The sequence below is a fragment of the Bacillus sp. FSL K6-3459 genome (genome assembly GCF_038003305.1).
GTDB classification, from domain to species: domain Bacteria; phylum Bacillota; class Bacilli; order Bacillales; family Bacillaceae; genus Bacillus; species Bacillus pumilus_O.
The window spans coordinates 1,863,660-1,888,741 of the sequence record NZ_JBBOOW010000001.1; the positions used below are offsets into that span (position 1 = coordinate 1,863,660).

The following is a 25,082-nucleotide window of genomic DNA, read 5'->3' on the forward strand; positions in this document are numbered from 1 at the left end:
AACGTTTTCAATCAAACATTCTTTTTGATCCTATTCATGACGGGCATAAAAAACACCCACTTCTTCTTAATGTTAGGGGTGTTTTTTAGACTTTTCATATTTCATTGCATAAATCCCTTCATTTTCAATCCATTCACAAAATAGAACGTCTCGATAGGAGGAAATGTGCTGCTTTTTTAATTGCTCACTCAACCATGTTTCGTCAAAGCCAGCTTCTTGTAGATCATCTTTTAAAATTTCACCATCAATAATAAACGTTCTAGGCAATTTGACTTCTTTTCCCTTCACGTTCACATCTTCTGCGGTGGCTGTTGCGTATTTCATTTTCGGAAGAACACTGACAGAGCCGTCTGTTTCCAAAATGGCATATTCAATTTCATGCAAGGAAAAATGACCTTTCGCGCGGATCAATGTCTGAAGCTGATTGAGATCCAGCATATTTTTCTTCAAGCGATTGTAGTGAATCTTCCCTTGATCAATGACAAGTGTCGGTCTTCCTTCTAAAAAGGCCCTGATCCCTTTAAAGCGCTGTGAAAACCATTCAACTGTGTAGATGAGGACGCCCCATACCGCAACAGCAAATAAAATGTGCTGAATTTTGACTTCTGGGTCAAAAATGGCGTTTCCGACCATTTCGCCTAAAATGAGTGCAGAAATAAAATCAAACGGCGTGATTTGAGCAAATTGTGTTTTCCCTAATAATTTTGTAATTAAAAACAAGGCGAAAAATCCGATAAAGAGCTCAAGCAATATACTAAGAAACGGCACGAAGATTCCTTCCTTTCTTGCTCTATTTACATACAGCATTTACATGAAAGGAAGGATCTAAACTAGTTATATAGGGAATAAAACAAAGACCTCGTTCCCCTCAACCAATGTTTCATATGTTTTAACGCATCCATGATCTGGTGCTTGAACGTTCCCTGACGAAAGATCGATTTTCCAATCATGCATTGGGCAGAACACATATTCTCCGCTTACCATTCCTTCAGCCAGAACACCGCCTTTATGAGGACAGCGGTTTTCAATCGCTTTGAACTGCTGTTGAGAGGTTTGAAAAACAGCTAATTCAAGAGTACCTGCTTCAACTGTTTTTCCTAGCTGCAGCGGAAAATCTGATAAGGTGCCAATGTGAACTTTTACAACTGAAACTGTCATATGATCTCATCCCTTCAATTGATTGATACAGAAGCCGTTGCTTTTTGAAATAATTGTTTCGTCGCTTTTTGACTCTCGCGAAGCTCCTGCCAAGGCTCTTCATACGTGGAAAGTGCGATGTCCATTCTTTGGATCAAGGCTTCTCGTTTCTCATCGTCTAGAAGTACAGATTGAATATGATCTAATCCAAGTCGTTCAACCCAAGCAGAGGTTCTTTCTAAATAATTAGCCGTTTCTCTGTAATATTGAAGATATGCAGCTGCCACTTGCTCTACTTCTTCAGCTGTACTGACCTTCATCAATAAATCTCCAGCACGCAGATGCGTGCCGCCATTACCGCCAGCGTACAATTCGAATCCTCCATCTATCCCCACAATGCCGAGGTCCTTAATGCCAGATTCTGCACAGTTTCTAGGGCAAGCAGAGACAGCCAATTTGACTTTATGCGGTGTCGCAAGACCTTCGAATTTCTTTTCAAGTGCAATACCAAGCGCCATTGAATCCTGTGTGCCGAACCGGCAAAATTGTTCGCCAACACAAGTTTTGACCGTTCTTAAAGATTTTCCGTATGCATAACCAGAAGGCATATCCAGGTCTGCCCACACTTTAGGTAAATCTTCTTTTTTGACACCTAGAAGGTCAATACGCTGACCGCCCGTCATTTTCACAAGCGGTATTTCATATTTGTCGACGACATCAGCTATTTTTCTCAGGTCATTTGCATTTGTGACGCCACCATACATCCGCGGAACAACCGAATAAGTGCCATCTTTTTGAATATTGGCATGCAAACGTTCATTCACATATCTTGAGCTTCTTTCATCTTTGTACTCAAGAGGTTGAAGCATGCCTAAATAGTAGTTTAAGGCAGGTCGGCATTTTGAACAGCCTTCTTCTGTCTCCCAATCAAGTACACTCATGACTTCCTTGACATGCTGCAAGCCCTTCTCTTTGATTTCGTGAATGACTTCATCCCGTGAAAGAGTGGTGCAGGCGCAGATGGTTTCTTTTTGAGCTGTTCGGTTCGCACCATCGCCCAACGTGTGCCAAAGAATCTCTTCAACAACGGGTTTGCAGCCTCCGCATGATCGTGAGGCACTTGTACATTGCTTGACTTCCTGAAGCGTTGTTAAGCCTTCTTTTTGAATAGCTTCCACAATCTGACCCTTTGAGACCCCGTTACAGCCGCAAACGATATGGTCATTTGACATGCTTTCAATCGTGCTTTCTTGCGCCGGATTATTTGAGGTTAGAACAGACACCTTTTCCCTATCCGACATATCTATCCCTTTTCTAATGTATGAGAATAGGCGGGGCCCATCACTTGTTTCTCCAAACATGACGGCACCTACTAATCGATTTTGCTGGAAGACTAGTTTTTGGTAAATGCCTTTTTGCTCATCAAAAATTTTGATCGCTTTTTTCTCATCGTTTTCTATAAAATCACCGGCGGAAAATACGTCAACTCCTGACACTTTCAGCTGTGTTGACATCACAGAGCCTTCATATGGGGCAGGATTCATGTCACATATATGCCCAGCAAGCACATGCGCTTGGTCATATAAAGGAGCAACAAGACCGTACGTTTGTCCCCTGTGTTCTAAACATTCTCCGACGGCATAAATGCCTGGTACACTTGTTTCCATGAAATCATTCACGATAATACCTTTGTTCACTTCAAGACCACTTATTTCTGCAAGCATTTTACTTGGTTTAATTCCTACAGCCATGACGACGAGATCTGTCTCAAGTGTTGTGCCGTCTGAAAATGATAATTCTTCAACTCTTGTTTCTCCTAAAATCTCAGTTGTCTTCTTTCCTAATAGGAAGTTCATGCCCTGTTCCTCTAATGCTTTTTGAAGAAGCTGACCTGCAGTCGGGTCTAGCTGACGTTCCATTAAATAGGGGCAGAGGTGAATGACATTCACTTCCATGCCTAAGTTAAGTAGGCCGCGTGCCGCTTCTAGTCCAAGAAGCCCGCCTCCAATGACTGCTGCTTTTTTGTACTTGTGAGAGGCTCTCACCATTTCCTCTGTATCTTGCAATGTCCGAAAGCCAGTCACACCTTTTTTATCACTTCCTGGAATCGGCAGGATAAACGGAAGTGAGCCTGTAGCTAAAATCAACCGGTCATAAGGCACGGTGCGTCCTTGATCACTGGTGACTGTTTGGTTTTCTGTATCGATCTTCACAATGGTTTCATTTGTAAAAAGCTGAATCTCATGCGCCTCATACCAGTTCCAATCGTTTAGTGTAATATCTTCAACCTTCGTATCTCCTTGAAGCACCTTTGATAAAAGAATCCGGTTATAGTTAGGATGCGGTTCGCTTCCAAATACCGTCATCTCGAATCGTTCGCTGTCCATTTTTAAAATGTTTTCGATGCTCCGAATACCAGCCATACCGTTCCCCACTAATACGAGTCTTTCTTTCATGATAAAACACCCCTCAAGTGATCATTTTTAGAAAGTACCATCATTTAAACATAGATATAAAATACATGTTTTGATTTCTCACATAGTCTGGCAGCTGTACAGGACAGTTCCCTAGCCACCTTTTTTCATGTTGTGTGACAACGACAAATTTTGCTCCACTATCATAATGTGAGCATTCATTTTTAAAACATCGTTCGGTTCATAGGTCATGCCAGAATAATCAGATTCTTCAACTTTTATTACAGCTCACCATTTTTCTTCTGCGAGTGAAAAAGCCGTATTTGCCTTCATAGAGTTGTTAAAATACAAATGGATATGTTGCTTCTTTTAGCGTAACGCGCCCTTCTACGTTTGTCACGGTACCTTCAGCCTTTAAATATGACGAAGTAAGTAAAATTACATCTTCTGAATCATAAAAAGCCATGACCACTATTTGGTCATGGCTTTTCTTTATATGTGTAAACACCCTTTGTTTGACCTATTTTGGCAGAACCGAACTCCCCATTAAATACCGGTCTACCTCATGCGCCACTTGTCTGCCTTCATTAATTGCCCAGACAATCAAGCTTTGCCCGCGTCTTGCATCTCCCGCTGCAAATACGCCTTCTACATTTGTTGTATATTCCCCATACTTTGCGTCAATGCGATTGTTTTTGCTGTCCACGCCAAAGTGTTTCACAAGTGGCTGTTCAGTTCCCTCAAAACCAATTGCAATAAAGACTAGCTGAGCTGGCCATACTTTTTCTGTCCCTGGAATCTCATGAAATTCAAACTTCCCATGTTCGTTTTTCACCTTTTCCATTTGGATCGTATGAAGCTCTTTTAATTTTCCATTTTTATCTGCCACTATTTTTGTGGTTTGAATGGAATATTGACGCGGATCTTCCCCGAATTTCGCTTGAGCTTCTTCATAAGCATAATCGAGTGAGAAGACGTAAGGCTGTTCAGGCCACATGTTATCCCCTACACGTGTATCTGGAAGCTTCGGATGCTTCCCGAACTGAACAACACTTTTTGCTTTTTGGCGAAGGGCAGTTGCAACGCAATCTGCACCTGTATCTCCTCCGCCAATGACAATAACGTCTTTTCCTTTTGCATCAATAAAGTTTTTGTCTTTAAATCCTGAATCCAGCATGCTTTTTGTTGCGAGGGTTAAATAATCCATCGCAAGGTGAATCCCTTTAGCTTCACGGCCTTCAATCAACAGGTCACGCTGCTTTTGTGCACCTGTACAAAGGATGACCGCATCAAACTGTTCTTTCAGTTCATCGGCAGTGACATCTAAGCCGATTTCTGTGTTTGTCACAAAGTCAATGCCTTCTTGTCTCAACAGTTTGACTCTTCGCTCCACGACTTCTTTGTCCAGCTTCATGTTTGGAATGCCGTATGTCAGCAGTCCGCCAAGGCGGTCAGACCGTTCAAACACGGTAACGGCATGACCTGCTTGGTTTAATTGATCCGCACTTGCAAGTCCTGCTGGTCCTGAGCCGACAATGGCAATTTTTTTGCCTGTACGGCTTGAAGGAATTCGCGGTGTGATCCAGCCATTTTCAAAGCCTTTATCAATGATCGTGCGTTCGATATTTTTAATCGAAACAGCTGGATCATTGATAGCGACTGTACATGATCCTTCGCAAGGAGCTGGACATACTCTCCCAGTAAATTCAGGGAAATTATTTGTTTTTTGCAGTCTTTCGAGCGCTTCTTTCCATCTTCCGCGATACACAAGGTCATTCCATTCAGGAATTAAATTATAGATCGGGCAGCCTGACACACCGCCCCTGATCTCCATTCCGATTTGACAAAACGGTGTGCCGCAATCCATACATCTAGCGCCCTGCTTCTTCAATACGTCATCTGTATAAGGAGCTGAATATTCTTTCCAGTCATTTTGACGAGTGAGAGGGTCACGTTCATTTGGCTTTTCTCTTTTATAATCCATAAAACCTGTTGCTTTGCCCATTGTCCTCTCCCCTTTCTTAATGAGCGAGGGCTGCTTTTTGCCCGTTTGCCGTTTCTTGATTTTTTGGTTTCGTGTTTGCTTCAAAGGCGAACATGACAGCTTCTTCATGACTAAGGCCTGCTTGCTTTTGTTCTTCAATACTTTGAAGCATCATTTTGTAATTTCTCGGAATCACCTTGATGAATTGATCCTTTTCTTGCGCCCAGTTTTCTAAAAGTGCCGAAGCTTTTGCGCTGTTTGTATAGTGAAGGTGCTCTTGAATTAGCTGTTTCACTTCTTGCTCTTCATCGTGATCTATGAGTTTTTCAAACATAATCATTTCCATGTTGCACATTCTTTTGAATTGTTTCGCATCGGATGTATGAATGTAAGCTACGCCGCCAGACATGCCTGCGCCGAAGTTCTTTCCGACGTCTCCTAAAATGACGACACGTCCGCCTGTCATGTATTCACAGCCGTGATCACCGATTCCTTCAACGACTACATGCACACCTGAATTACGAACGGCAAACCGTTCACCTGCACGCCCATTAATAAAGGCTTTTCCGCTTGTCGCTCCGTAGAATGCAACGTTTCCGACAATGACGTTTTCATGTCCATTTTGTACAAAGTGATCAGAGGTTTTGACAGCAATTTTGCCTCCAGAGAGTCCTTTGCCGATATAGTCATTTGAATCACCCGTTAAATAGAGAGACATGCCCTTTGGTACAAATGCGCCGAAGCTTTGTCCTGCGGAACCAGTGAACCTTAGTGTGATCGTATCCTCTGGCAAGCCTTCTTCCCCGTAGCGCTTAGACACTTCACTTCCAGTAATGGTTCCCGCCACGCGATTGATATTGCGAATATTCAATGATAGATCCACCGGTGTTTGATGATTCAGCGCTTCCTGTACATAAGGGAGGATTTCATTCATATCCAGTGATTCATCAATTTTATGATTTTGCGGTGTTCTGAATGTACGAGCTCCTTCTGGCTGATAAAGCAGTGTTTCAAGGTCTAGCTGGCCTGCTTTCCAGTGAGCTTTTGCTCGTTTGCTAACTCCTAGAACATCCGTGCGTCCAATTAATTCATCCATTGATGTAAAGCCAAGCTCTGCTAAGATTTCTCTGACTTCCTCTGCAATAAACATCATGAAATTCACAATGTGGTCAGGGTTCCCCATGAATTTTTTACGAAGCTCTGGATTCTGTGTAGCGACACCGACTGGGCAAGTATCTAAATGACAAGCTCTCATCATGACGCAGCCCAATACGACAAGTGGAGCTGTTGCAAAGCCATATTCCTCTGCTCCTAAGATCGCAGCCATGACAACGTCGCGGCCAGTCATTAACTTTCCGTCCGTCTCAAGAACGACTCTTTCGCGAAGGCCGTTTAGCACAAGGGTTTGATGCGCTTCTGCCAAACCGAGCTCCCAAGGAAGTCCTGTATGTTTAATACTCGTTTTCGGGGAAGCTCCTGTGCCGCCGTCGTATCCACTGATGACAATGACATCCGCCGTCCCTTTTGCAACACCTGCTGCAATCGTACCAACACCTGCTTTAGACACAAGCTTGACGCTGATACGTGCATCACGGTTCGCGTTTTTCAAATCATGGATCAGCTGCGCTAAATCCTCGATGGAATAAATATCATGATGCGGCGGTGGTGAAATCAACCCAACGCCTGGTGTAGATCCGCGTACATCGGCAACCCAAGGGTATACTTTATTTCCTGGCAGCTGTCCACCTTCTCCAGGTTTTGCTCCCTGCGCCATTTTAATTTGCAATTCATCTGCATTGACCAAATAATGACTCTTTACACCAAAGCGTCCAGAAGCAATTTGTTTAATCGCACTTCTTCGATCATCACCGTGCTCATCAACTGTAAAGCGAGCAGGGTCTTCCCCGCCTTCTCCGCTGTTACTTTTACCGCCAATTCGGTTCATGGCAATGGCAAGTGCTTCGTGCGCTTCTTTACTTAAAGACCCAAATGACATGGCACCTGTCTTGAATCGGCGCACGATGGATTCAGCAGATTCAACATCTTCCAAACGAACTGATTTTTGCTTTGGCTGAAAAGCAAATAAATTTCGAAGGAAGCCGATTCTTTCTTCATCTGCTGCCTTTGTATATTGCTTAAATAGATCGTAATCTTCATTGCGGCATGCCCACTGAAGCGTATGGATCGTTTTTGGATTAAAGGCATGGTGCTCCCCATTTTTTCTCCACTGGAAATCACTTCCTGATTCAAGTGTTTGGTCAGTCGCTGCCTGATACCCTGCTTCATGACGGAGTTTTGCTTCATGTGCAATGGTCTCAAGGTCAATCCCGCCAAGCTGAGAAGCTGTTCCCGTGAAATACGCCTGAATGACGTCTTCACTAATGCCGACGGCTTCAAAGATTTGCGCGCCTCTGTAGCTTTGCACAGTGGAGATTCCTACTTTAGACATGACTTTGACGACACCTTCGGTTACGCTTTTTCCAAACTTTGTAACTGCTTCATCAAAGCTGAATGAGATCGCTTCTTCTGCAATCAACTGTTTGTACGTTTCATACACAAGATAAGGATGAATCGCGTCTGCTCCGTAGCCAATCAGTGCGGCAAAATGATGGACCTCTCTCACTTCTCCAGATTCAACGATCAGACTCACCTTTGTCCGTAAGCCTTGACGCACAAGATGTTGATGCAGTGCACTTAGCGCTAGTAGTGGTGGGATCGGCACCTTTTGTTCTGTCATGTCACGATCTGAAAGGATTAATAAAGATACACCTTCACGAATCGCTTTTTCCGCCTCTTCAAACATCGCATCCATTCCACGCTTTAAATCATCGGTGAAAAGAGTATGAATCGTTTTGCTTTTAAAGGCATTATGAACAATTGTTTTCAAACCGTTAAACTGCCCACTTGTTAAGACGGGTGTATACAATTTAATTCGCCGGCATGAATATTCATTCGGATGTAAAATATCTCCTTCAGCACCTAGCCACGTCATCGTAGATGTCACAAGCTGCTCACGAATGGCATCAATCGGCGGGTTCGTCACTTGTGCAAACAGCTGCTTGAAATAAGAAAATAGAGACTGTGCACGATCAGATAACACAGCAAGTGGAGTGTCGCTTCCCATTGAACCAATTGGGTCCTTGCCTTCTTCTAGTAAAGGAATTAAATACTTTTGAATGTCCTCATACGTATAATGGAACGCACGCTGGCGCGTCAATAAATCATCCATTATACTAGAATTTTCTGAATTTTCTTCCGAGCGATTGACGTGCACCATTTCTTCATCAAGCCATTTTTGATAAGGAAGTTCATTCGCAATCGTCGATTTCACTTCTTCGTCAGAGATAATTCGTCCTTCTTCTAAGTCAATTAGTAGCATTTTACCTGGCTCAAGTCGATCTTTATACTTCACATCCTCTTCATTTGTGTCGATCACACCGACCTCAGAAGAGAAAATAATATGATCATCATTTGTGACATAGTATCTTGCCGGTCTTAATCCGTTTCGGTCTAAGATGGCTCCGATTTGTTTACCATCAGTAAAGGAAATGGCTGTTGGTCCATCCCACGGCTCCATAAGAGAACTATGGTATTCATAAAATGCCCGTTTCTCTTTCGACATGTGCGTGTTTTCAGTCCATGGTTCTGGAATCAGCATCATGGCTGTATGAGCAGGTGTACGACCTGCAAGCACAAAGAATTCAAAGGCATTGTCTAGAATGGATGAATCACTTCCGTCTGCATTCAGCACTGGCAAAATCTTGTCTAAATCGTCTCCGAAAGCTTCAGATACGAATTGTTGTTCTCTTGCTCTCATCCAATTGATGTTTCCTCTTAATGTGTTAATTTCACCGTTGTGAATCAAGTAACGGTTTGGATGGGCTCTTTCCCATGTAGGAAATGTATTTGTACTAAATCGTGAATGAACAAGTGAAAATGCAGAAACAAATGTTTCATCCTGAAGATCAAGATAAAAAGCATCGACTTGATCTGATGTTAAAAGCCCCTTATATACAATGGTTTGACTCGACAAGCTGACAAAGTAAAATTGCTTTTCCTCTTCTGTTCCCCAGTTCTCAGCCTGCTTACGAATGACATATAATTTTCTTTCAAATGACAAACGATCTGTGATCTTGTCGTTTGCCCCGATAAAGACTTGCCTCACAACCGGACAACTCTTCGCTGCGACAGTACCAATTTTACCGGTATCAACAGGAACTGTTCTCCAGCCAATCAATGTTTGACCTTCTTGCTTAATGAATCCGTTGATTTTTTGCTCGATGGCTTGACGCGTTTTCTCGTCATCCTCTTTTGAAAAGAAGACCATTCCTACCCCGTAACGGCCCTTTTCAGGAAGTGCAAAGTCTTTGCAGCTTTTTCTAAAGAAAGCGTCTGGCAGTTGTACCATTAAACCGGCACCATCACCTGTATACGGATCACTGCCTTGCCCGCCGCGGTGATCAAGCTGGCATAGCATTTGTAATCCCTTTTTGACGATGCTGTGTGTCGCTTCCCCTTTTAAATGAGCGTACAGTCCGATCCCACATGCATCATGTTCAAATTCAGGACGGTAGAGACCTTGTGGTTGTGGTAGTTGATTATAAGTCATCGTTTCTCTCCCCCGTTTTAAAGATCCGTTTTTTCAAAGTAATAAAATCTCACAAACTCTGTAACTTATTTTAAGTTTTCAAATTAATATAAACAATATATAATTTAGATGAAAACAATCTCTTTTTGAGATAGATGGGTGTGAAGTGTAAAAATGGAGCTTCGTCAATTGCGTTATTTTGTAGAAGTCGCAGACCGTGAACACGTGTCAGAAGCGGCTGAAAACTTACATGTTGCCCAATCTGCGATCAGTCGGCAGATTGCGAATTTAGAAGAAGAACTTGGAGTGGCCTTATTCGAACGAGAAGGACGAAATATCAAATTAACGAAGATTGGCAGGCAATTTTTAGATCATGTCAGAACAGCACTCAAAGCCATTGATTATGCGAAAGAGCAAATTGATGAATATTTAGATCCGCACAAAGGAACTGTCAATATTGGCTTTCCTACTAGCCTAGCAAGCCAAGTGCTACCTTCTGTCATTTCCGCCTTTAAGCAGGAATACCCAGAGGTCGATTTTTTACTTCGTCAAGGATCCTATAAATTTCTCATTGAAGCTGTAAAAAATCGAGATATTGATCTCGCCTTTTTAGGACCTGTACCGACAAACGACCCTCAAATAGAGGGAAATATTTTGTTTTCAGAAAGCATTTATGCCTTGCTGCCTGTCAGCCACCCCTTTAGCGGACAAAGGAGTATTCATCTAAGTGATTTAAGAAAAGATCATTTCGTGTTATTTCCGGAAGGATATGTGCTGAGACAAATTGCGGTTGATGCTTGTAAGCAGGCAGGCTATGAGCCAACCATTTCATCAGAAGGAGAAGATTTAGACGCCATTAAAGGTCTCGTATCAGCGGGTATGGGCGTTACCTTATTACCCGAAAGTGCTTTTTATGAAACCACACCGCGATTTACAGTGAAAATTCCGATCGATTTTCCGCAAGTGAGAAGAACTGTTGGCATTATTGCTTCTAAATCACGAGAAATGTCTCCATCTGCTCATGATTTTTATGTGTTTGTGAAGGATTTCTTTTCTAAAATTGAACAATATAAATAATTCACTCAAACAAGACATTTCATTTGTAGAAATAAACCCTCTTTGTATATGATGGGTTACAGAACAGAACAACAGACTATATGGAAGAAAGGTATTTGTATGAAATCAATTTTATCGTTTTTAAAGCCTTATCGGCTATCCGTTGTGTCCATTGTGATCCTCACCTTTTTAAGCAGTATGCTCCAGCTATATTTACCGACGCTTACGGCAGATATCGTCGATGTCGGGATCGTCCAAGGAGATATTGCTTACATATGGAAAGTAGGCGGCTGGATGGTGGCTTGTTCTTTACTTGCCATCTTGCTCACGATCTGGAAATCTTACTTGTCATCAAAGACTGCACTTGGCTTCGGGCGTGATATGAGAAGACAGCTTTTTGTGCATGTCGAACAATTTTCACTAGAAGAATTTCAAAAAATCGGCACGTCTTCCTTTATTACAAGATCGACAAATGATGTGAAACAAGTCCAAGATGTTACGATCATGATTTTACAAATGATGACGAGAGCCCCGCTCATGCTTGTGGGCGGAATTATTTTGGCTGTATCCCGAGATGCTGTCCTATCTCTCATCTTTTTAGCAGCCCTTCCCCTTCTTGGCGGATTTATCTATTTAGTATCGAGAAAGGCCATTCCGCTCTTCGGTCAGCTTCAGAAAAAAACAGACCGGCTGAATTTAATTATGCGAGAATCTCTTTCAGGCATCCGGGTCATTCGTGCTTTTAACCGTGTAGATGATGAAAAGGAACGTTTTCAAGAAGCCAACACATCCTACAAGGATACGGGCCTTAGAGTTAACCGTTTAATGGCTTACTTGTTTCCATTTATGCTCATCATCATGAACTTCACAAATATCGGCATCGTCTGGCTTGGTGCAAATCGAATTGATGCCGGAGAGATGGAAGTTGGGAATCTGATTGCCTTTATCCAATATGCGATGATGATTTTGATGGCACTGATTATGCTGTCAATGAGTTTTATTATGGTCCCAAGAGCACAAGCATCAGCTAAACGCATGAACGAAGTGTTAAACATGGAACCGAAAATTCAAGACAATGAAGGAACGGTTACTGACCTGCGTGCGCCCGCACAATCCATTCGTTTTGAGGATGTGTCATTTTATTACTCAAATGCGGAAAAACCGGCGGTTCAAGACATTACGTTTGAAGCCAAAACTGGCGAAACGACAGCTATTATCGGCAGTACAGGTTCAGGGAAAACCACCCTTCTCCAGCTAATGACGCGGTTTTACGAAGCGACAGAAGGCAGGATTACACTTGATGGTGTAGACATTAGAGATTTGCCTCAGGAGAAGCTGAGAAGCCAGATGGGTTATGTTTCTCAAAAAGCGGTTTTATTTAGTGGAACCATTGCCGATAATGTGCGCTTTGGCAGGCAGGATGCAAGCGATGAAGATGTTTGGCAGGCGCTTCGCACGGCACAGGCAGAAGAATTTGTTTTGCAAAAAGATGGCGGCATCGATGCGGAAATTGACCAAGGTGGATCGAATCTATCTGGCGGTCAAAAGCAACGTCTTTCTATTGCAAGAGCGCTAGTGAGAAAGCCGTCATTCTATCTGTTTGACGATAGTTTCTCAGCACTTGATTATAAAACAGATGCAAAGCTTCGGGCATCATTAGAAGCCGAAAAAGCACATGCTGCTCTCATCATTGTGGCGCAAAGAATTAGCACAGTGAAGCATAGTGATAAAATCATCGTACTAGATGAAGGGAAAATTGCAGGTATCGGAACGCATGAACAATTACTGAAGGACAATCTTGTCTATCAAGAGATTGTGGCATCACAGGAAGGTCAGGAGGTGGAGCGAGGATGAGTAAGAAAATGTCTTCCGGCATGGGCCATAAAGGCGGCCACCCTAGAGGGCCTGTCGCAAAACCAAAGGAATTTAAGAAAACACTAATTCGTTTGATTGGCTATTTGAAACCGAGAAAATTTCAGCTGATCCTTGTTTTCATTGCAGCGGTCGGTTCAACCGTTTTTAATGTCATTAGTCCAAAGCTGCTAGGGGATGCCACCTCTTCCCTATTTGACAGCTTTACTCAAGGAACGGCTGTTCAATTTGATGTCATTTCGCGGATTTTATTACTGCTTATCCTATTATATGTCGTTGCCTCTCTCTTTTCATTTGTTCAGCAATATGTGATGGCGGGTGTCTCCCAACAGACCATTGCTGAATTGAGGCAGGAAGCAAATGACAAGCTCACCCGTCTCCCCCTTCGGTATTTTGATAAAACAACCCATGGGGACACACTGAGCCGTGTGATGAATGACATCGATAATATTAATACTTCGCTTCAACAGGCACTCACCCAAGTGATTACATCTGTCATCACGGTCATTGGGATTGTTGTCATGATGCTATTCATTAGTCCGCTTCTGACCTTGCTCGTTTGTTTGACGCTGCCGCTCAGCCTGTTTGCGATTCGCGGCATTACGTCATTTTCTCAAAAGCATTTTAAAGCGCAGCAAAAAGAGCTTGGGATGATCAACGGACATATTAATGAAATGTTCACAGGACATCAAACGGTTCGTGCATATGGCTATGAAAAGAAAGCGATCGATACATTTGATCAATTAAACGATCAGCTATATGAATCATCGAGAAAAGCGCAGTTCATATCCGGATTAATGATGCCATTGATGACGTTTATCGGGAACCTTGGCTATGTGGCAGTCAGTGTAGCCGGCGGTATTCTTGTGATCAACGGGAATATTCGTGTTGGGGATGTGCAGGCGTTTATCCAGTATACGCAGCAAATGTCTCAACCGCTCGTGCAAGCATCAAGCGTCGCCAACTTGGTTCAATCAGCGATTGCTTCTGCTGAAAGGGTGTTTGACATCCTGGATGAGGAAGAAGAAAGCGCTGAGGAAGATGCAGCAATTGACCTTGAATCACTTTCAGGCGATGTGAGCTTTGAACAAGTTCAATTTGGATATGAAAAAGACCATCCGATTATTAAAAATTTGAGTTTAGATGTCAAAGAAGGTCAAACGGTTGCGATTGTTGGACCAACAGGTGCTGGAAAAACAACCATCATCAATCTTTTAATGCGTTTCTATGAATTAGATCAAGGCTCTATCCGCATCGGCAGCGTCAAAACAACTGATCTCAGCCGTCAGCAAGTACGCGACTTATTTGCGATGGTTCTTCAGGATACGTGGCTTTTTGAAGGGACGATTCATGACAATATTGCCTATGGCAAGCAGAACGTCTCAAAAGAGGATGTCATCAAAGCCGCCAAACATGCTTATGCTGATGACTTCATCCGCACGCTTCCAGACGGATATAACACACTCTTAACAGAAGATGCCGGCAATCTCTCCCAAGGTCAGCGCCAGCTGTTAACCATCGCCCGTGCGATTTTATCTGATCCTAAGATCTTAATATTAGATGAAGCGACGAGCAGTGTGGATACACGGACAGAGATGCACATTCAAAAAGCGATGAATGAATTGATGAACGGCAGAACGAGCTTTGTCATTGCACACAGACTGTCGACGATTAAAGATGCCGACCTTATTCTAGTCATGAAAGATGGCACCATCATTGAAAAAGGAACGCACAGCGAACTCTTAAAACAAAATGGCTTTTATGCAGACTTATATATGAGCCAATTTACGGAGAATCAAGTCGGTTAATATCAAAAAGGATAGACGCGCATCCATGCGGTCTATCCTTTTTTGGTTAATCTGAGTGCTTTTTCACTTTTACACTGAGTTTTGTTATATACTCTGCTTCATCTTTAGACATGAGTGAATGAAGCAAATACTCTTCAAATACATCTCCATCTAGTATCATGTCCTCTTTTTCAATTTCATCTAACAAGCGCGAATAAGCAGATTCAATCTTTTCATATGATCCTTGCTCATACATCACCGCATAGAGGCCAGCAGGTTTTTTAACTGCTTCCGGCGCTTCCATTCGGCAGAATAACTGATCTGACTGATGATATTGTCGCTGAAGGAACTGTTCCTTTTTTAAGACAGCTCCATTTGCGGCAGCCCCTTTTATGCCAATTTCCTTTAGAAAATGTCCAACAATACGAGATATTTCTTCTACGGATGTATTCATGTCAATCGGGTTTGACACGCTTAATACAACTGGTTCTTCTGGGAGCTCTTGAAACAGCACCTCCCCTATTTTTACAGATGAAAGTTCATGTGTCGTCTCCATCACCCGCATAAGGAAAGACTGGATATCTTGAAGTTTTTCAATCTCTTGTTTAACCTTTTCTATTTGTTCAGTTGCTAGGCTTTGGAGCCTTTCGCGAGAAGGCTCAGTGAAATATTGTTTTAATTCTTTTATCGGAAATTGCACAGCTCGAAGGGATTGGATCGCTATAAAATGATCAAATTGCTCAAGGGTATAGTAACGGTACCCATTTTCATGGACACCAGCTGGCTTAAATAAGTCAATTTTATCGTAATAAAACAAAGTATCCTTCTTTACATCAAATAACTTGGCAAATTCTCCAGTGAAAAATGTTTTTTGCACATCATTTATCATCATTAAGGCTCCTCTCTTGACTATGGAGTTACTCCACCCTTTATGATAACATGCAGAACACCACTACGCTTGGAAAGGATAAAAACATGAACAACATCACTCAACATGAAGTAACATTAGAACTTGCAAAAAAAGAGGACTTCCCTTTTATGAAAAATGAGCTACAGAAAGCTTTTACAGCTGGCGTGATTGACGCATTTGGCGATGCGCAAGACGGACCGATTCCTCCAGATGAAGTGATTGATGAATCTTTTCATTCGAAGGAACACATCGTTTATCATATTATGCTAAATGATGAAAAGGCAGGCGGCGTGGTCATGAAAATCAACCAAGAGACCAACCACAATTCAGTTGACCTATTATACATCTCTTCATCCTCACACGGAAAAGGCATTGGTCAGGCAGCATGGAAAGCCATCGAGGCGCAATATCCAGAAACGATTGTCTGGGAGGTTGTGACCCCATATTTTGAAAAACGCAACATTCACTTCTATGTCAATAAATGCGGCTTTCAAATTGTGGAGTTTTATCATATGAAACATCAAGATCCAAACGCACCTCAAGAGGATGAGAGAGAAAGTGAGCATACAGCACCTGAGGAATTTGAATTCTTTAAGTTTGAGAAAATGATGAAGAAAACCTGCTGTAACAAATGAATGCATAGAAACGATAAAAAAACTCCCTCGCATAGGGAGTTTTTATCATGATAGAAAACTTGGTCGTTCATCTGTAGACAATATGGCAAATAAATAATGATCTTTCCATTCTCCATTAATTTTCACATTTTGCCTAGATAGACCTTCTTTTTGAAAGCCTGCTTTTTCAAGGACTCGTATAGACCCGAGGTTATGAGGCTGAACACCTGCCTCTATCCTATGCAGGTCAAGCTTTTGAAATGCCTCATCAAGCATGAGCGCAATGGCTTGAGTTGTGTAGCCTTTGCCATTTTGATTTTGATCAAGACCGTAGCCAAGCCAAGCACTTTGAATCACATCTCTGACAATACCAGACAGTGTAATCGATCCAATGAGTTGATTGGTCTCACGATGAAAAATACCCTTTGCATATGTTTCATCGTTTTTCCGACCTTTCTGATACATCTCAATTCGCTTCAATTGCTCACGTATGGTGTAAAAATGTTCTTGTCTTAATGAAGTAAAGGGCTGAAAGAAATCACGATTTTCATATTCAAGTGTTGTCAGCGCTTCAGCATCGTCTTCTATCAAATCTCTCAAATAAATGGATAAGTTGATATTCTCCATGTCATACCCCTTTCTCATCTATCTTTTCATCATACACTAAAAAAACACTACCCCATGAAAAAAGGTAGTGTTTTTTGAATCTCATTCTTATCTAGCTTCTAATCTGACCGTCACCAGACAGAAGCAGCTTCGTTGTTGTCAGTGCTGGAAGTCCCATTGGGCCTCTGGCGTGCAGTTTTTGAGTGGAGATACCAATTTCAGCCCCATACCCAAGCGCACCGCCGTCTGTAAAGCGAGTAGATGCGTTATGATAAACTGCCGCCGCATCGACTTCGTTTAAAAATGTGAGTGCCTGCTCTTCATCCTCTGTCACGATAGCTTCTGAATGTTTTGTACCGTATTTCTCAATATGCTGGATCGCTTCCTCGATTGAATCGACTACCTTGATGGCAAGATCAAGACTTAAATACTCATCTGTCCAGTCCACTTCCTCAGCAGGACTGGCATTTGAAAAATGAGACAATGCAGCCTCGTCGCCATGTACGGTGACATCGTGCTCCAGCAGGGCATCATTCAATGGTGCCGCATTTTCTTTCAGCCAATCGCGATGGATGATCAGCGTTTCAAGTGCATTACATACAGCTGGACGATTCGTTTTTGCATTGATGACGATCTCAATGGCTTTTTTCACATTGGCTGTTTGATCAATAAAGACATGACAGTTTCCTGTTCCTGTTTCAAGGACGGGAATGGTCGATTGTTCAACCACTGTTTTGATTAAAGAAGCTCCGCCGCGCGGAATCAAGACATCAATCCATTCTTTTAGATGGAACATAGCTTGAACCGATGAACGATCTGTTTGTTCTATCAATTGCACCGCATCACGCGGAATTTTTGTTTGATCCAATGCTTGATGAATCACACTCACGATCGCTTTGTTGGAAGAAATAGCGGAGGAACCGCCTTTTAAAATCACTGCGTTACCTGCTTTAAGGGCAAGTCCTGCTGCATCGACAGTGACGTTCGGTCTCGCTTCATAGATCATCCCGATCACGCCGAGCGGTACTCTTCGGCTTTTCACATGTAAGCCGTTTTCAAGAGTCCATTCATCCAATATTTCTCCAACAGGATCTGTTAATCTCGTCACAAGCCTCAAGCTTTCGGCAAACTCATGAATTCTTTCTTCATTTAACATTAAACGATCCAAGAGTGCCTCTGAAAAGCCCTTTTCCTTCCCGGCATCTATATCCTTTTGGTTCTCTTGTAAAATGAACGTGCTATTTTGTTCTAACGCTTCTGCTAGTTTAAGCAGTGCCTCGTTTTTATCCTTTGTATGAAGTAAACCTAGTTTTTTTGAAACGTGCTTTGCTTTTTTCGCTTTTTCTTTGACCGATGTGACAACTTCAGCTGTCAGTGTCATGAAATTCCTCCCTTTTTGTTAGCAAACTGGTATCGATAAATCTAAATGACAAACAAAAGCTTCAAGATCGACGACCTGAACCACTTCATCCTGTAACGAGTCACGGCTTAGTGCAAGTTCGTCAGATGGATAATTTACAATACCTAACCCGATTTCTCTTTCATCTTGATCTAAAATACGGACGACATCGCCTTTTTTAAACGAACCTTTTACATTGACAATGCCACCGGAATCAAGGCATTTCTCCCGGTGCATAAGATGTTCCTGTGATTTCTTTTGCACAACGATCTCGCCTTTTGGTCCAGAATGAAAGGCAATCCACTGCTTCTTGTAATTCAGCGGTGCTAAGTTTTCATCAGCGGTAAAATAAGTGCCATCCTCTGTTCCATTGATTGCTTTGTCTAAAATGTGAGGCGTATCCGCTTTGCCTAAAAAGCCATTGATACCAGCAGCCATTGAAATTTTAAACGCATCGAGCTTTGATTTCATTCCGCCTGTCCCTACGCTGCTACCTGCATCTCCAGCTGCTGCTTCGATGTCTTCTGTAATGTCTGTGACTTCAAGGATTCTTTTCGCATTCGGATTTGTATGCGGGTTCTCTTCATACAGGCCATCAATATCAGATAAAATGGCAAGGAAATCCGCATCAATGAGTCCAGCTACTTTTGCAGACAATGTATCGTTATCTCCGAACTTCAAGCGATTAATCGTCACTGTATCATTTTCATTGATAATCGGAATGATGCCTCGATCTAATAACACATTCATCGTGTTGCGCACATTTTGATAGCGCGTTTCATCTGAAAAATCACTTCTCGTGATTAAAAGCTGTGAGGCAATATAACCGTGTGATAAAAATAAAGTAGAATATGATTCCATTAAAAGCCCTTGCCCGATGGAGGCAGATGCCTGTTTTTCCGGCAGTGTTTTGGGTCTATCAATAAATCCTAGTTTTCGGTAACCAGCTGCAACCGCACCTGATGAAACCAAAATGACTTCGTGTCCTTCATCTTTGAGTTTCACAATTTGATTGACGAGGTTTTCTAGTTTTTTTAAACTAATCTCCCCTTGAAAGCTAGTAAGAGAGCTGCTTCCGATTTTCACAACAATTCGTTTTCTCTCTTTATCTGCGTACACCTTATCACTCCTGTATTTGAGCTCTATTTATATAGATACTTTTTGTTTTTGCTGTTTGCTGATCTCTTTTGATCGATTGACAGCATGTTTGACGGCCTGCTTGATGGCTTCTCCTCCGCCAAAATCATCTAATGCATTCAATCCTGCCGCAGTTGTTCCATTTGGTGACGTAATTTTCTCTCTTAGTGCAGAAGGGTCTTCCTCTGTTTCTTGCAGCATTTTCGCAGCACCGAGAAGTGTCTGCGCGCCGATTTGGCGAGACAATTCCTTAGATAAACCTGCTTCTTCCCCTGCTTCTTCGATTCTTTCCATTAAGAAATAAAAATAGGCTGGTCCGCTTCCGGCAATTCCAGTAAAAATATCCATTTGTTCTTCCTGAATGGTATACACTTCACCCATTTCAGATAAAAGAGCCTGACTCATGCTGATATGGTCGTCTTTCACATAACGCCCAGCACATAAAGCGGTCGCTGAAGCCCCAATCGTACTTGACGTATTCGGCATGACCCTCATCACGGGCTGCCCTTCATGCAGCATATCTTCAATATAGGATTGCTTCACGCCTGCAAGGACAGACAAGATCAGCTGATCTCTCTGAATATGAGGTTTTAACGATTCAAGTGCTGTTTCAGCATCCTTTGGCTTCATGGCCAGGATCAACATATCCATTTCTTCAAAAGGAAAAGAATCCATTGTGGCTGTTTGTATTCCGTAACGTGTCGTTAGTTCATTCAATCGAAGTTGATTTTGTCTGTTTGTTGCGTATATTTGGCCCGGCGGCATTTGTCCTGATCGCACAATCCCCGCAATCATTCCTTCCGCCATAGAACCTGCTCCAATGAAAGCAACTTTCTTTTGATCAATGATATTGATCCTCTCCCTTGTTCGCTTTTTGTTCGTGTTTTTCGCACGTTAGTAATCGTAACATGAAGAGAAATCGTGTCAAGAAAGAGCCAGCGCTTTTCAAAAGTCCCGAATACGTGTTTAACCGCTTGCTGTGTGTATACTGACTGTGTTTTTGCAAAACAACAATTTAGATCTAAAGAACTATACATATTTGCATCATAGTACCCTTTCGTTCGACTGAATTCCCCATTTTATTTTTGGTTTCGGTGACTTCAATTCTATTTTATAGAAAGCGCTATCATTTTTAATGGATTTCTATTTTCCTATACGACGAATGTGCTTGAATCTTCCGATTAGACTATTGACATATTTTAGAAAACATGTCCGTTGAAATGATATTTTACGGGTGATACCGTGAAAGAGAAACCAAGTGAAAAAGGAGCGTTCATAATGAAAGTGAAAGAAAACTATATCAATGTCATTCCAATGAAAGAAATCCGTTCGACAGATGACCTTCTTTTCCCGTTCCCTATTTACAATGAGCTACGTGCAGAGAGTGATATTAGATATGATGAAACAAGAAAGTGCTGGGATCTCTTTCGATATGCGGATATCCAGTCTGTTCTGAAGCAACCCAAAATGTTCTCATCACAGCGAGGAAGAAGCACAACAAAAACGAGTATTTTAACGATGGACCCGCCAAAGCATACAAAAATGAGAGCACTCGTGAATAAAGCATTCACGCCAAAAGCGATCAAACAATTAGAAGATAATATTAAAGACCTGACACATGACCTGTTGCAACAAGTCAAAGATCAGCGTACGTTTGATATCGTGGAAGATCTAGCAGCTCCCCTGCCTGTCATGATCATTGCTGAGCTTCTCGGCGCAGAGGTAAAGGATAGAGCGTTCATTAAGAAACATTCTGATGCCCTAGTAGCAGGTGCAAAGGATGAATCAAAAGAAGCCATTCAAGCAGTAGTCGATATGCAGAAACGCGCAGAGGAAGAGCTGTCCGCTTATTTTACTCACTTGATCCAAAAACGAAAAGCAGCTCCTGCTGATGACCTGATCTCACTTCTTATTCAAGCAGAAATCGATGGTGAGCGTTTAACCGAGGATGAACTACTTGGTTTTTGTATTCTATTACTTGTTGCTGGTAATGAGACAACGACAAATTTGATTACAAATGCAGTAAGACTGCTAACAGAGCAGCCGCATATCGCCGAAGAAGTTCGGCAAGACCCTTCTCTTATTCCTCAATTGACCGAGGAAACGTTACGCTATTACCCACCTGTTCAAGCCATTGGGCGAATCGCGGCCGAGGATGTTGAGATTGCAGGCTCAAAAATTAAAAAAGGAGACTATCTCATTAGCTGGGTCGCTTCAGCAAATCGCGATGAACAGAAATTTGACGATCCAGATACGTTCCGCCTTGACCGGAAATCAAACCCGCATATGAGCTTTGGCTTTGGTATTCATTTTTGTCTCGGTGCACCGCTTGCCCGCCTTGAGAGCAACATTGCACTTGAGGTCTTACTCCAGTCGTTTCAAGACATCACCTGCGTTGCAGATCAGCTAAAACCTATTCAAAGCACATTTGTTTTTGGGGTAAAAGAATTTCCTGTACAGGTCACCCGATTTTAAAAGTCCCTCTTAAGGGGCTTTTTTTCAATTCATCATCTCTTTCTTACCTTCCATCTCCGAACATGCTAAAATAAAGTCCATACAAAGAGATAACGGATTTCAGAAAAGGAGCCAAAAATTCATGACCGATTATACAGCAACGAAAGACGGAATATTCAAATCAGTTTGTTCGTTAGATTGCCCGGATCAGTGCGGTCTTTTGATACATAAAGAAAATGGAAAGATCGTAAAAGTGCAGGGAGATCCAGACCACCCCGTCACCCAAGGCAACATATGCAACAAAGTACGGAATGTCACAGCCCGTTTATATGATGAAAAACGACTGACGACTCCTTTGAAGCGTGTCGGCCGAAAAGGCGATGGGCAATTTGCGCCGATTACGTGGGAAGAAGCCATTGAAACCATTCGGCAAAAATGGACAAAGCTCATTGAAGAAAAAGGTCCAGAAAGTATTCTGCCATACAGCTTTTATGGAAATATGGGCAATCTGAATGCAGAAGGCATGGATCGCCGCTTTTTCTATCGTCTTGGTTCAAGTCAATTAGACCGGACCATCTGTCAGTCAGCAGGAACGACTGGCTATAAATATACAATGGGTGCAAGCATCGGGACTGACCCAGAAGACACCATTCATACGAAACTATTCATCTTTTGGGGAATCAATGCTGTGTCGACCAATATGCACCAAATCACCCTCGCGCAAAAAGCCCGAAAGCAAGGAGCAAAGATTGTTGTGATTGATGTTCACAAAAACCAAACTGGACGGATGGCAGATTGGTTCATTCCGCTTCGACCTGGTACTGACAGTGCCCTTGCCCTTGGCATCATGCATGTCCTTTTTAAAGAAGGACTGACAGATGAAGCCTTTTTAGAAACGTATACAACCGGTCATCAGGAGCTGCGTGAGCATGTGAAGCAGTATGATCCAGACACTGTTGAGGGGATCACTGGGGTTTCAAAAGAGGACATCGTGACACTTGCAAGAATGTATGCAGAGACATCACCATCTCTTATTCGTATTGGCAATGGGTTGCAGCACCATGATAATGGCGGGATGAGCATTCGAACCATTGCCTGCCTCCCTGCTCTGACTGGTCAGTGGCTCCACAAGGGCGGCGGTGCGATGAAATCAAACTCTTCTTTTCTGAGCTATAATGAAACAGCTCTTCAGCGGCCAGATCTATTAAAGGACCACACGCCTAGGTCATTTAATATGAATCAGCTTGGCAGTGTGCTGACGAATGCAGCGCCTTCCATAGATGCACTCTTTGTCTACTCGTCAAACCCAGCCGTTGTCACGCCTGAAGCAAATAAAGTAAGAGAAGGTTTGCTGAGAGAGGACTTATTTACAGTCGTTCATGATCTATTTCTGACAGAGACCGCTAAGTACGCAGATATTGTCCTGCCTGCCACATCAGCCTTTGAAAATGAGGATTTCTATACATCATACTGGCACCATTATATTCAAATTCAAGAGCCAGTGATTGAGCGCTATGGAGAAAGCAAATCCAATACGGAAGTGTTCCGCTTATTAGCTCATGCGATGGGCTTTGAAGATGAAGCCTTCCGCGAGACAGATGCAGAACTTATGGAACAAGCCCTTCATCATCCAGAAAATCCGCATTATGAGGACATTTCATACGAGGCATTAAAAGAAAAGAAATGGATCAAAGCAAAAAGAGGACCTTTCCAGGACTTAAAGCTCTCTACTCCGAGCGGTAAAATTGAGCTTTATTCTGAACAAATGAAAAAAGACGGGTATCCAGCGCTTCCAACCTATGTGCCCCTCTATCAGGAAAGCGAATATCCACTTACTTTTATACCGGGTCCGAATCATAATTTTCTTAACTCGACCTTCTCTCTTCATGAAAAGCATCAAAAACTCGAGAAGTTTCCTAAGCTTCATATGAATGAAGCGGATGCAAAAGCAAGAGAGATTGAAGATGGTGATATGGTGCGTGTGCTGAATGACCGGGGTGAATGCGAGCTTGTCGTGTCAGTTGGTCAAAATGTATTATCAGGTGTTGTGGTGAGCCAAGGATTATGGGCAGATCAAAAAGGCAAAAAACAGCTAGTCAATGGACTAACACCTGATCGGCTGGCAGATATGGGCGGCGGTGCGACGTTCTTTTCTGGCAGAGTTGAAGTTGAAAAGTTATCATAGACAGAAGAAAAGCCAGCAAAAACTGCTGGCTTCAGATTGTTGACAAAGTGCTAAAATGATCTTGATTTTAGCACTTTGTCTTCTTTTCAGCGTGATAGAAAACCTTTGCAGTCTAGAAAGGACGAGTACTGGCGCGGAGCGAATTTGTCATTCGTGAGCACCAGCACGCAGGACCGACAACGAATGCGAGGGTTTGTCTACACGCTGGAGCCAGCAAAAAACTGCTGGCTTTTTTGTATTCTATTATCGTCCAATCATCAGCTGGTTGGTAAACACATTCGCACTTCCGTTGCTTCGGTAGCCTTCTACAGTCAATGCTGTTTCATACATTTTCCCCATCGGCATACCTAGGCTTTCCCATTTTCTGAAATGCTGACTGACCGATACAGTTCCGCTCGTACGTTTTGTTTGACGTACACTCCAATATTGCTTAAAGGTAGCGTCTCCAATAATAGAAGGTTGGTTGACACGTAGCGTTTCATAAATGTCATATGTGCCGCCATCGGCATAAAATGATCCTTTATACGTTCCTGTTGGGCGATATGTGCCCCATGACTCAACAATGTAGTATTCAGCTAATGGAGATTGTGTCCAGCCGTAGACACATAAGTAGGAATTCCCGCCTGGGTTAAAGGCTGCGTTGTAATTGATGGAGATGTTGCCAAGTTGATGATGAGTTTTAGTGGAATCAAACTTCTTCCCTTTTCGAAACAGAGCATTTCCGATATTGTTCCATTGCGCGCTAAAAGCGCCGCCATTATTAAGTGTCATAGAGGTATTTCCGTAATCCTTCCATAACTCAAAATCGTATCCGCCGTGTGTGCCGATTCTATTATCATAAATCGTTTCCGCATGAGCTGGCACAGCCGTCAGTGTCAGCACAAATCCAATACACAATACAAACAACAGCCTCAATCTTTTCAAATTCATTTTCCATCC

17 protein-coding genes and 1 pseudogene are annotated in these 25,082 nt (G+C 42.5%); 6 read left to right on the forward strand and 12 right to left on the reverse strand.

The window, feature by feature from the left end:
- Positions 1-72 precede the first annotated feature (72 nt).
- The 6 genes and pseudogenes from MHI35_RS09260 to gltB all read right to left on the reverse strand — a co-directional run bounded on the left by MHI35_RS09260 (position 73) and on the right by gltB (position 10,144).
- A complete protein-coding gene (locus tag MHI35_RS09260) occupies positions 73-768 on the reverse strand; it encodes a DUF421 domain-containing protein (protein ID WP_144523272.1) in 696 nt (231 codons plus the stop codon).
- Positions 769-834: 66 nt separating this feature from the next.
- Positions 835-1,158 carry a nitrite reductase small subunit NirD gene (nirD, locus tag MHI35_RS09265; RefSeq protein ID WP_144523273.1) on the reverse strand — a complete coding sequence of 108 codons (324 nt, stop codon included), beginning with the start codon at positions 1,156-1,158 and terminating at the stop codon, positions 835-837.
- A 14-nt stretch (positions 1,159-1,172) separates the two neighbouring features.
- Entirely contained in the window at positions 1,173-3,593 is a 2,421-nt protein-coding gene (gene nirB / locus MHI35_RS09270; protein ID WP_335349831.1) for a nitrite reductase large subunit NirB, read from the reverse strand.
- Between the two features lie 310 nt (positions 3,594-3,903).
- Positions 3,904-3,996 (reverse strand): annotated as a pseudogene (locus MHI35_RS18900) (hypothetical protein); the annotation flags it as partial.
- 75 nt (positions 3,997-4,071) lie between these two features.
- On the reverse strand, positions 4,072-5,556 hold the full coding sequence (gene gltD / locus MHI35_RS09275) for a glutamate synthase small subunit (RefSeq protein ID WP_335349830.1): 1,485 nt from the start codon (positions 5,554-5,556) through the stop codon (positions 4,072-4,074).
- A gap of 16 nt (positions 5,557-5,572) precedes the next feature.
- Complete coding sequence (gene gltB, locus MHI35_RS09280) at positions 5,573-10,144, reverse strand: glutamate synthase large subunit (RefSeq protein WP_335349829.1); 4,572 nt, start codon at positions 10,142-10,144, stop codon at positions 5,573-5,575.
- A gap of 153 nt (positions 10,145-10,297) precedes the next feature.
- Here gltB and MHI35_RS09285 point away from each other — a divergent pair, with 153 nt between their 5' ends.
- From MHI35_RS09285 to MHI35_RS09295, 3 genes are all read left to right on the forward strand, one after another.
- Positions 10,298-11,200 carry a LysR family transcriptional regulator gene (locus tag MHI35_RS09285; protein WP_012010212.1) on the forward strand — a complete coding sequence of 301 codons (903 nt, stop codon included), beginning with the start codon at positions 10,298-10,300 and terminating at the stop codon, positions 11,198-11,200.
- 99 nt (positions 11,201-11,299) lie between these two features.
- A complete protein-coding gene (locus MHI35_RS09290) occupies positions 11,300-13,033 on the forward strand; it encodes an ABC transporter ATP-binding protein (RefSeq protein ID WP_119124980.1) in 1,734 nt (577 codons plus the stop codon).
- On the forward strand, positions 13,030-14,859 hold the full coding sequence (locus MHI35_RS09295) for an ABC transporter ATP-binding protein (protein ID WP_144523278.1): 1,830 nt from the start codon (positions 13,030-13,032) through the stop codon (positions 14,857-14,859). The genes MHI35_RS09290 and MHI35_RS09295 overlap by 4 nt, the downstream gene beginning before the upstream one ends.
- 46 nt (positions 14,860-14,905) lie before the next feature.
- On the opposite strand, the gene MHI35_RS09300 is transcribed toward MHI35_RS09295, so the two are convergent.
- Positions 14,906-15,727 carry a MerR family transcriptional regulator gene (locus MHI35_RS09300; protein ID WP_144523279.1) on the reverse strand — a complete coding sequence of 274 codons (822 nt, stop codon included), beginning with the start codon at positions 15,725-15,727 and terminating at the stop codon, positions 14,906-14,908.
- Positions 15,728-15,813: 86 nt separating this feature from the next.
- On the opposite strand from MHI35_RS09300, the gene MHI35_RS09305 reads away from it, so the two are divergent.
- A complete protein-coding gene (locus tag MHI35_RS09305; protein WP_211063934.1) occupies positions 15,814-16,383 on the forward strand; it encodes a GNAT family N-acetyltransferase in 570 nt (189 codons plus the stop codon).
- A 45-nt stretch (positions 16,384-16,428) separates the two neighbouring features.
- On the opposite strand, the gene MHI35_RS09310 is transcribed toward MHI35_RS09305, so the two are convergent.
- The 4 genes from MHI35_RS09310 to proC form a co-directional block, all read right to left on the reverse strand.
- Positions 16,429-16,989: a GNAT family N-acetyltransferase gene (locus MHI35_RS09310; RefSeq protein WP_335349828.1), complete on the reverse strand. Its 561-nt coding sequence runs from the start codon at positions 16,987-16,989 to the stop codon at positions 16,429-16,431.
- 91 nt (positions 16,990-17,080) lie between these two features.
- A complete protein-coding gene (locus MHI35_RS09315; RefSeq protein ID WP_144523282.1) occupies positions 17,081-18,349 on the reverse strand; it encodes a glutamate-5-semialdehyde dehydrogenase in 1,269 nt (422 codons plus the stop codon).
- Positions 18,350-18,367: 18 nt separating this feature from the next.
- Entirely contained in the window at positions 18,368-19,486 is a 1,119-nt protein-coding gene (proB, locus tag MHI35_RS09320) for a glutamate 5-kinase (RefSeq protein WP_335349827.1), read from the reverse strand.
- A 27-nt stretch (positions 19,487-19,513) separates the two neighbouring features.
- A complete protein-coding gene (proC, locus tag MHI35_RS09325) occupies positions 19,514-20,311 on the reverse strand; it encodes a pyrroline-5-carboxylate reductase (protein ID WP_417894693.1) in 798 nt (265 codons plus the stop codon).
- A 471-nt stretch (positions 20,312-20,782) separates the two neighbouring features.
- Between proC and MHI35_RS09330 the strand changes: the two genes are divergently transcribed.
- Positions 20,783-21,979 (forward strand): cytochrome P450, encoded by a 1,197-nt coding sequence (locus tag MHI35_RS09330; RefSeq protein ID WP_335349826.1) that lies wholly within the window; start codon positions 20,783-20,785, stop codon positions 21,977-21,979.
- A 121-nt stretch (positions 21,980-22,100) separates the two neighbouring features.
- The gene (locus MHI35_RS09335; protein WP_144523286.1) at positions 22,101-24,143 is read left to right on the forward strand and encodes a molybdopterin oxidoreductase family protein; all 2,043 of its coding nucleotides are present in this window, start codon (positions 22,101-22,103) and stop codon (positions 24,141-24,143) included.
- A 243-nt stretch (positions 24,144-24,386) separates the two neighbouring features.
- Here MHI35_RS09335 and MHI35_RS09340 read toward each other — a convergent pair whose 3' ends face one another.
- Positions 24,387-25,073 (reverse strand): glycoside hydrolase family 11 protein, encoded by a 687-nt coding sequence (locus tag MHI35_RS09340; protein ID WP_012010223.1) that lies wholly within the window; start codon positions 25,071-25,073, stop codon positions 24,387-24,389.
- Positions 25,074-25,082: the final 9 nt, after the last annotated feature.

What these genes read in the sequence shown, in the direction of transcription:
- MHI35_RS09330 (WP_335349826.1), top strand. Translation starts at nt 20,783, where the DNA reads ATGAAAGTGAAAGAAAACTATATCAATGTCATTCCAATGAAAGAAATC.
- MHI35_RS09340 (WP_012010223.1), bottom strand. Translation starts at nt 25,073, where the DNA reads ATGAATTTGAAAAGATTGAGGCTGTTGTTTGTATTGTGTATTGGATTT.
- MHI35_RS09335 (WP_144523286.1), top strand. Translation starts at nt 22,101, where the DNA reads ATGACCGATTATACAGCAACGAAAGACGGAATATTCAAATCAGTTTGT.
- gltD (WP_335349830.1), bottom strand. Translation starts at nt 5,556, where the DNA reads ATGGGCAAAGCAACAGGTTTTATGGATTATAAAAGAGAAAAGCCAAAT.
- MHI35_RS09285 (WP_012010212.1), top strand. Translation starts at nt 10,298, where the DNA reads ATGGAGCTTCGTCAATTGCGTTATTTTGTAGAAGTCGCAGACCGTGAA.
- MHI35_RS09315 (WP_144523282.1), bottom strand. Translation starts at nt 18,349, where the DNA reads ATGACACTGACAGCTGAAGTTGTCACATCGGTCAAAGAAAAAGCGAAA.
- gltB (WP_335349829.1), bottom strand. Translation starts at nt 10,144, where the DNA reads ATGACTTATAATCAACTACCACAACCACAAGGTCTCTACCGTCCTGAA.
- nirD (WP_144523273.1), bottom strand. Translation starts at nt 1,158, where the DNA reads ATGACAGTTTCAGTTGTAAAAGTTCACATTGGCACCTTATCAGATTTT.
- MHI35_RS09310 (WP_335349828.1), bottom strand. Translation starts at nt 16,989, where the DNA reads ATGGAGAATATCAACTTATCCATTTATTTGAGAGATTTGATAGAAGAC.
- MHI35_RS09290 (WP_119124980.1), top strand. Translation starts at nt 11,300, where the DNA reads ATGAAATCAATTTTATCGTTTTTAAAGCCTTATCGGCTATCCGTTGTG.
- MHI35_RS09300 (WP_144523279.1), bottom strand. Translation starts at nt 15,727, where the DNA reads ATGATAAATGATGTGCAAAAAACATTTTTCACTGGAGAATTTGCCAAG.
- MHI35_RS09295 (WP_144523278.1), top strand. Translation starts at nt 13,030, where the DNA reads ATGAGTAAGAAAATGTCTTCCGGCATGGGCCATAAAGGCGGCCACCCT.
- proC (WP_417894693.1), bottom strand. Translation starts at nt 20,311, where the DNA reads ATGGCGGAAGGAATGATTGCGGGGATTGTGCGATCAGGACAAATGCCG.
- MHI35_RS09305 (WP_211063934.1), top strand. Translation starts at nt 15,814, where the DNA reads ATGAACAACATCACTCAACATGAAGTAACATTAGAACTTGCAAAAAAA.
- nirB (WP_335349831.1), bottom strand. Translation starts at nt 3,593, where the DNA reads ATGAAAGAAAGACTCGTATTAGTGGGGAACGGTATGGCTGGTATTCGG.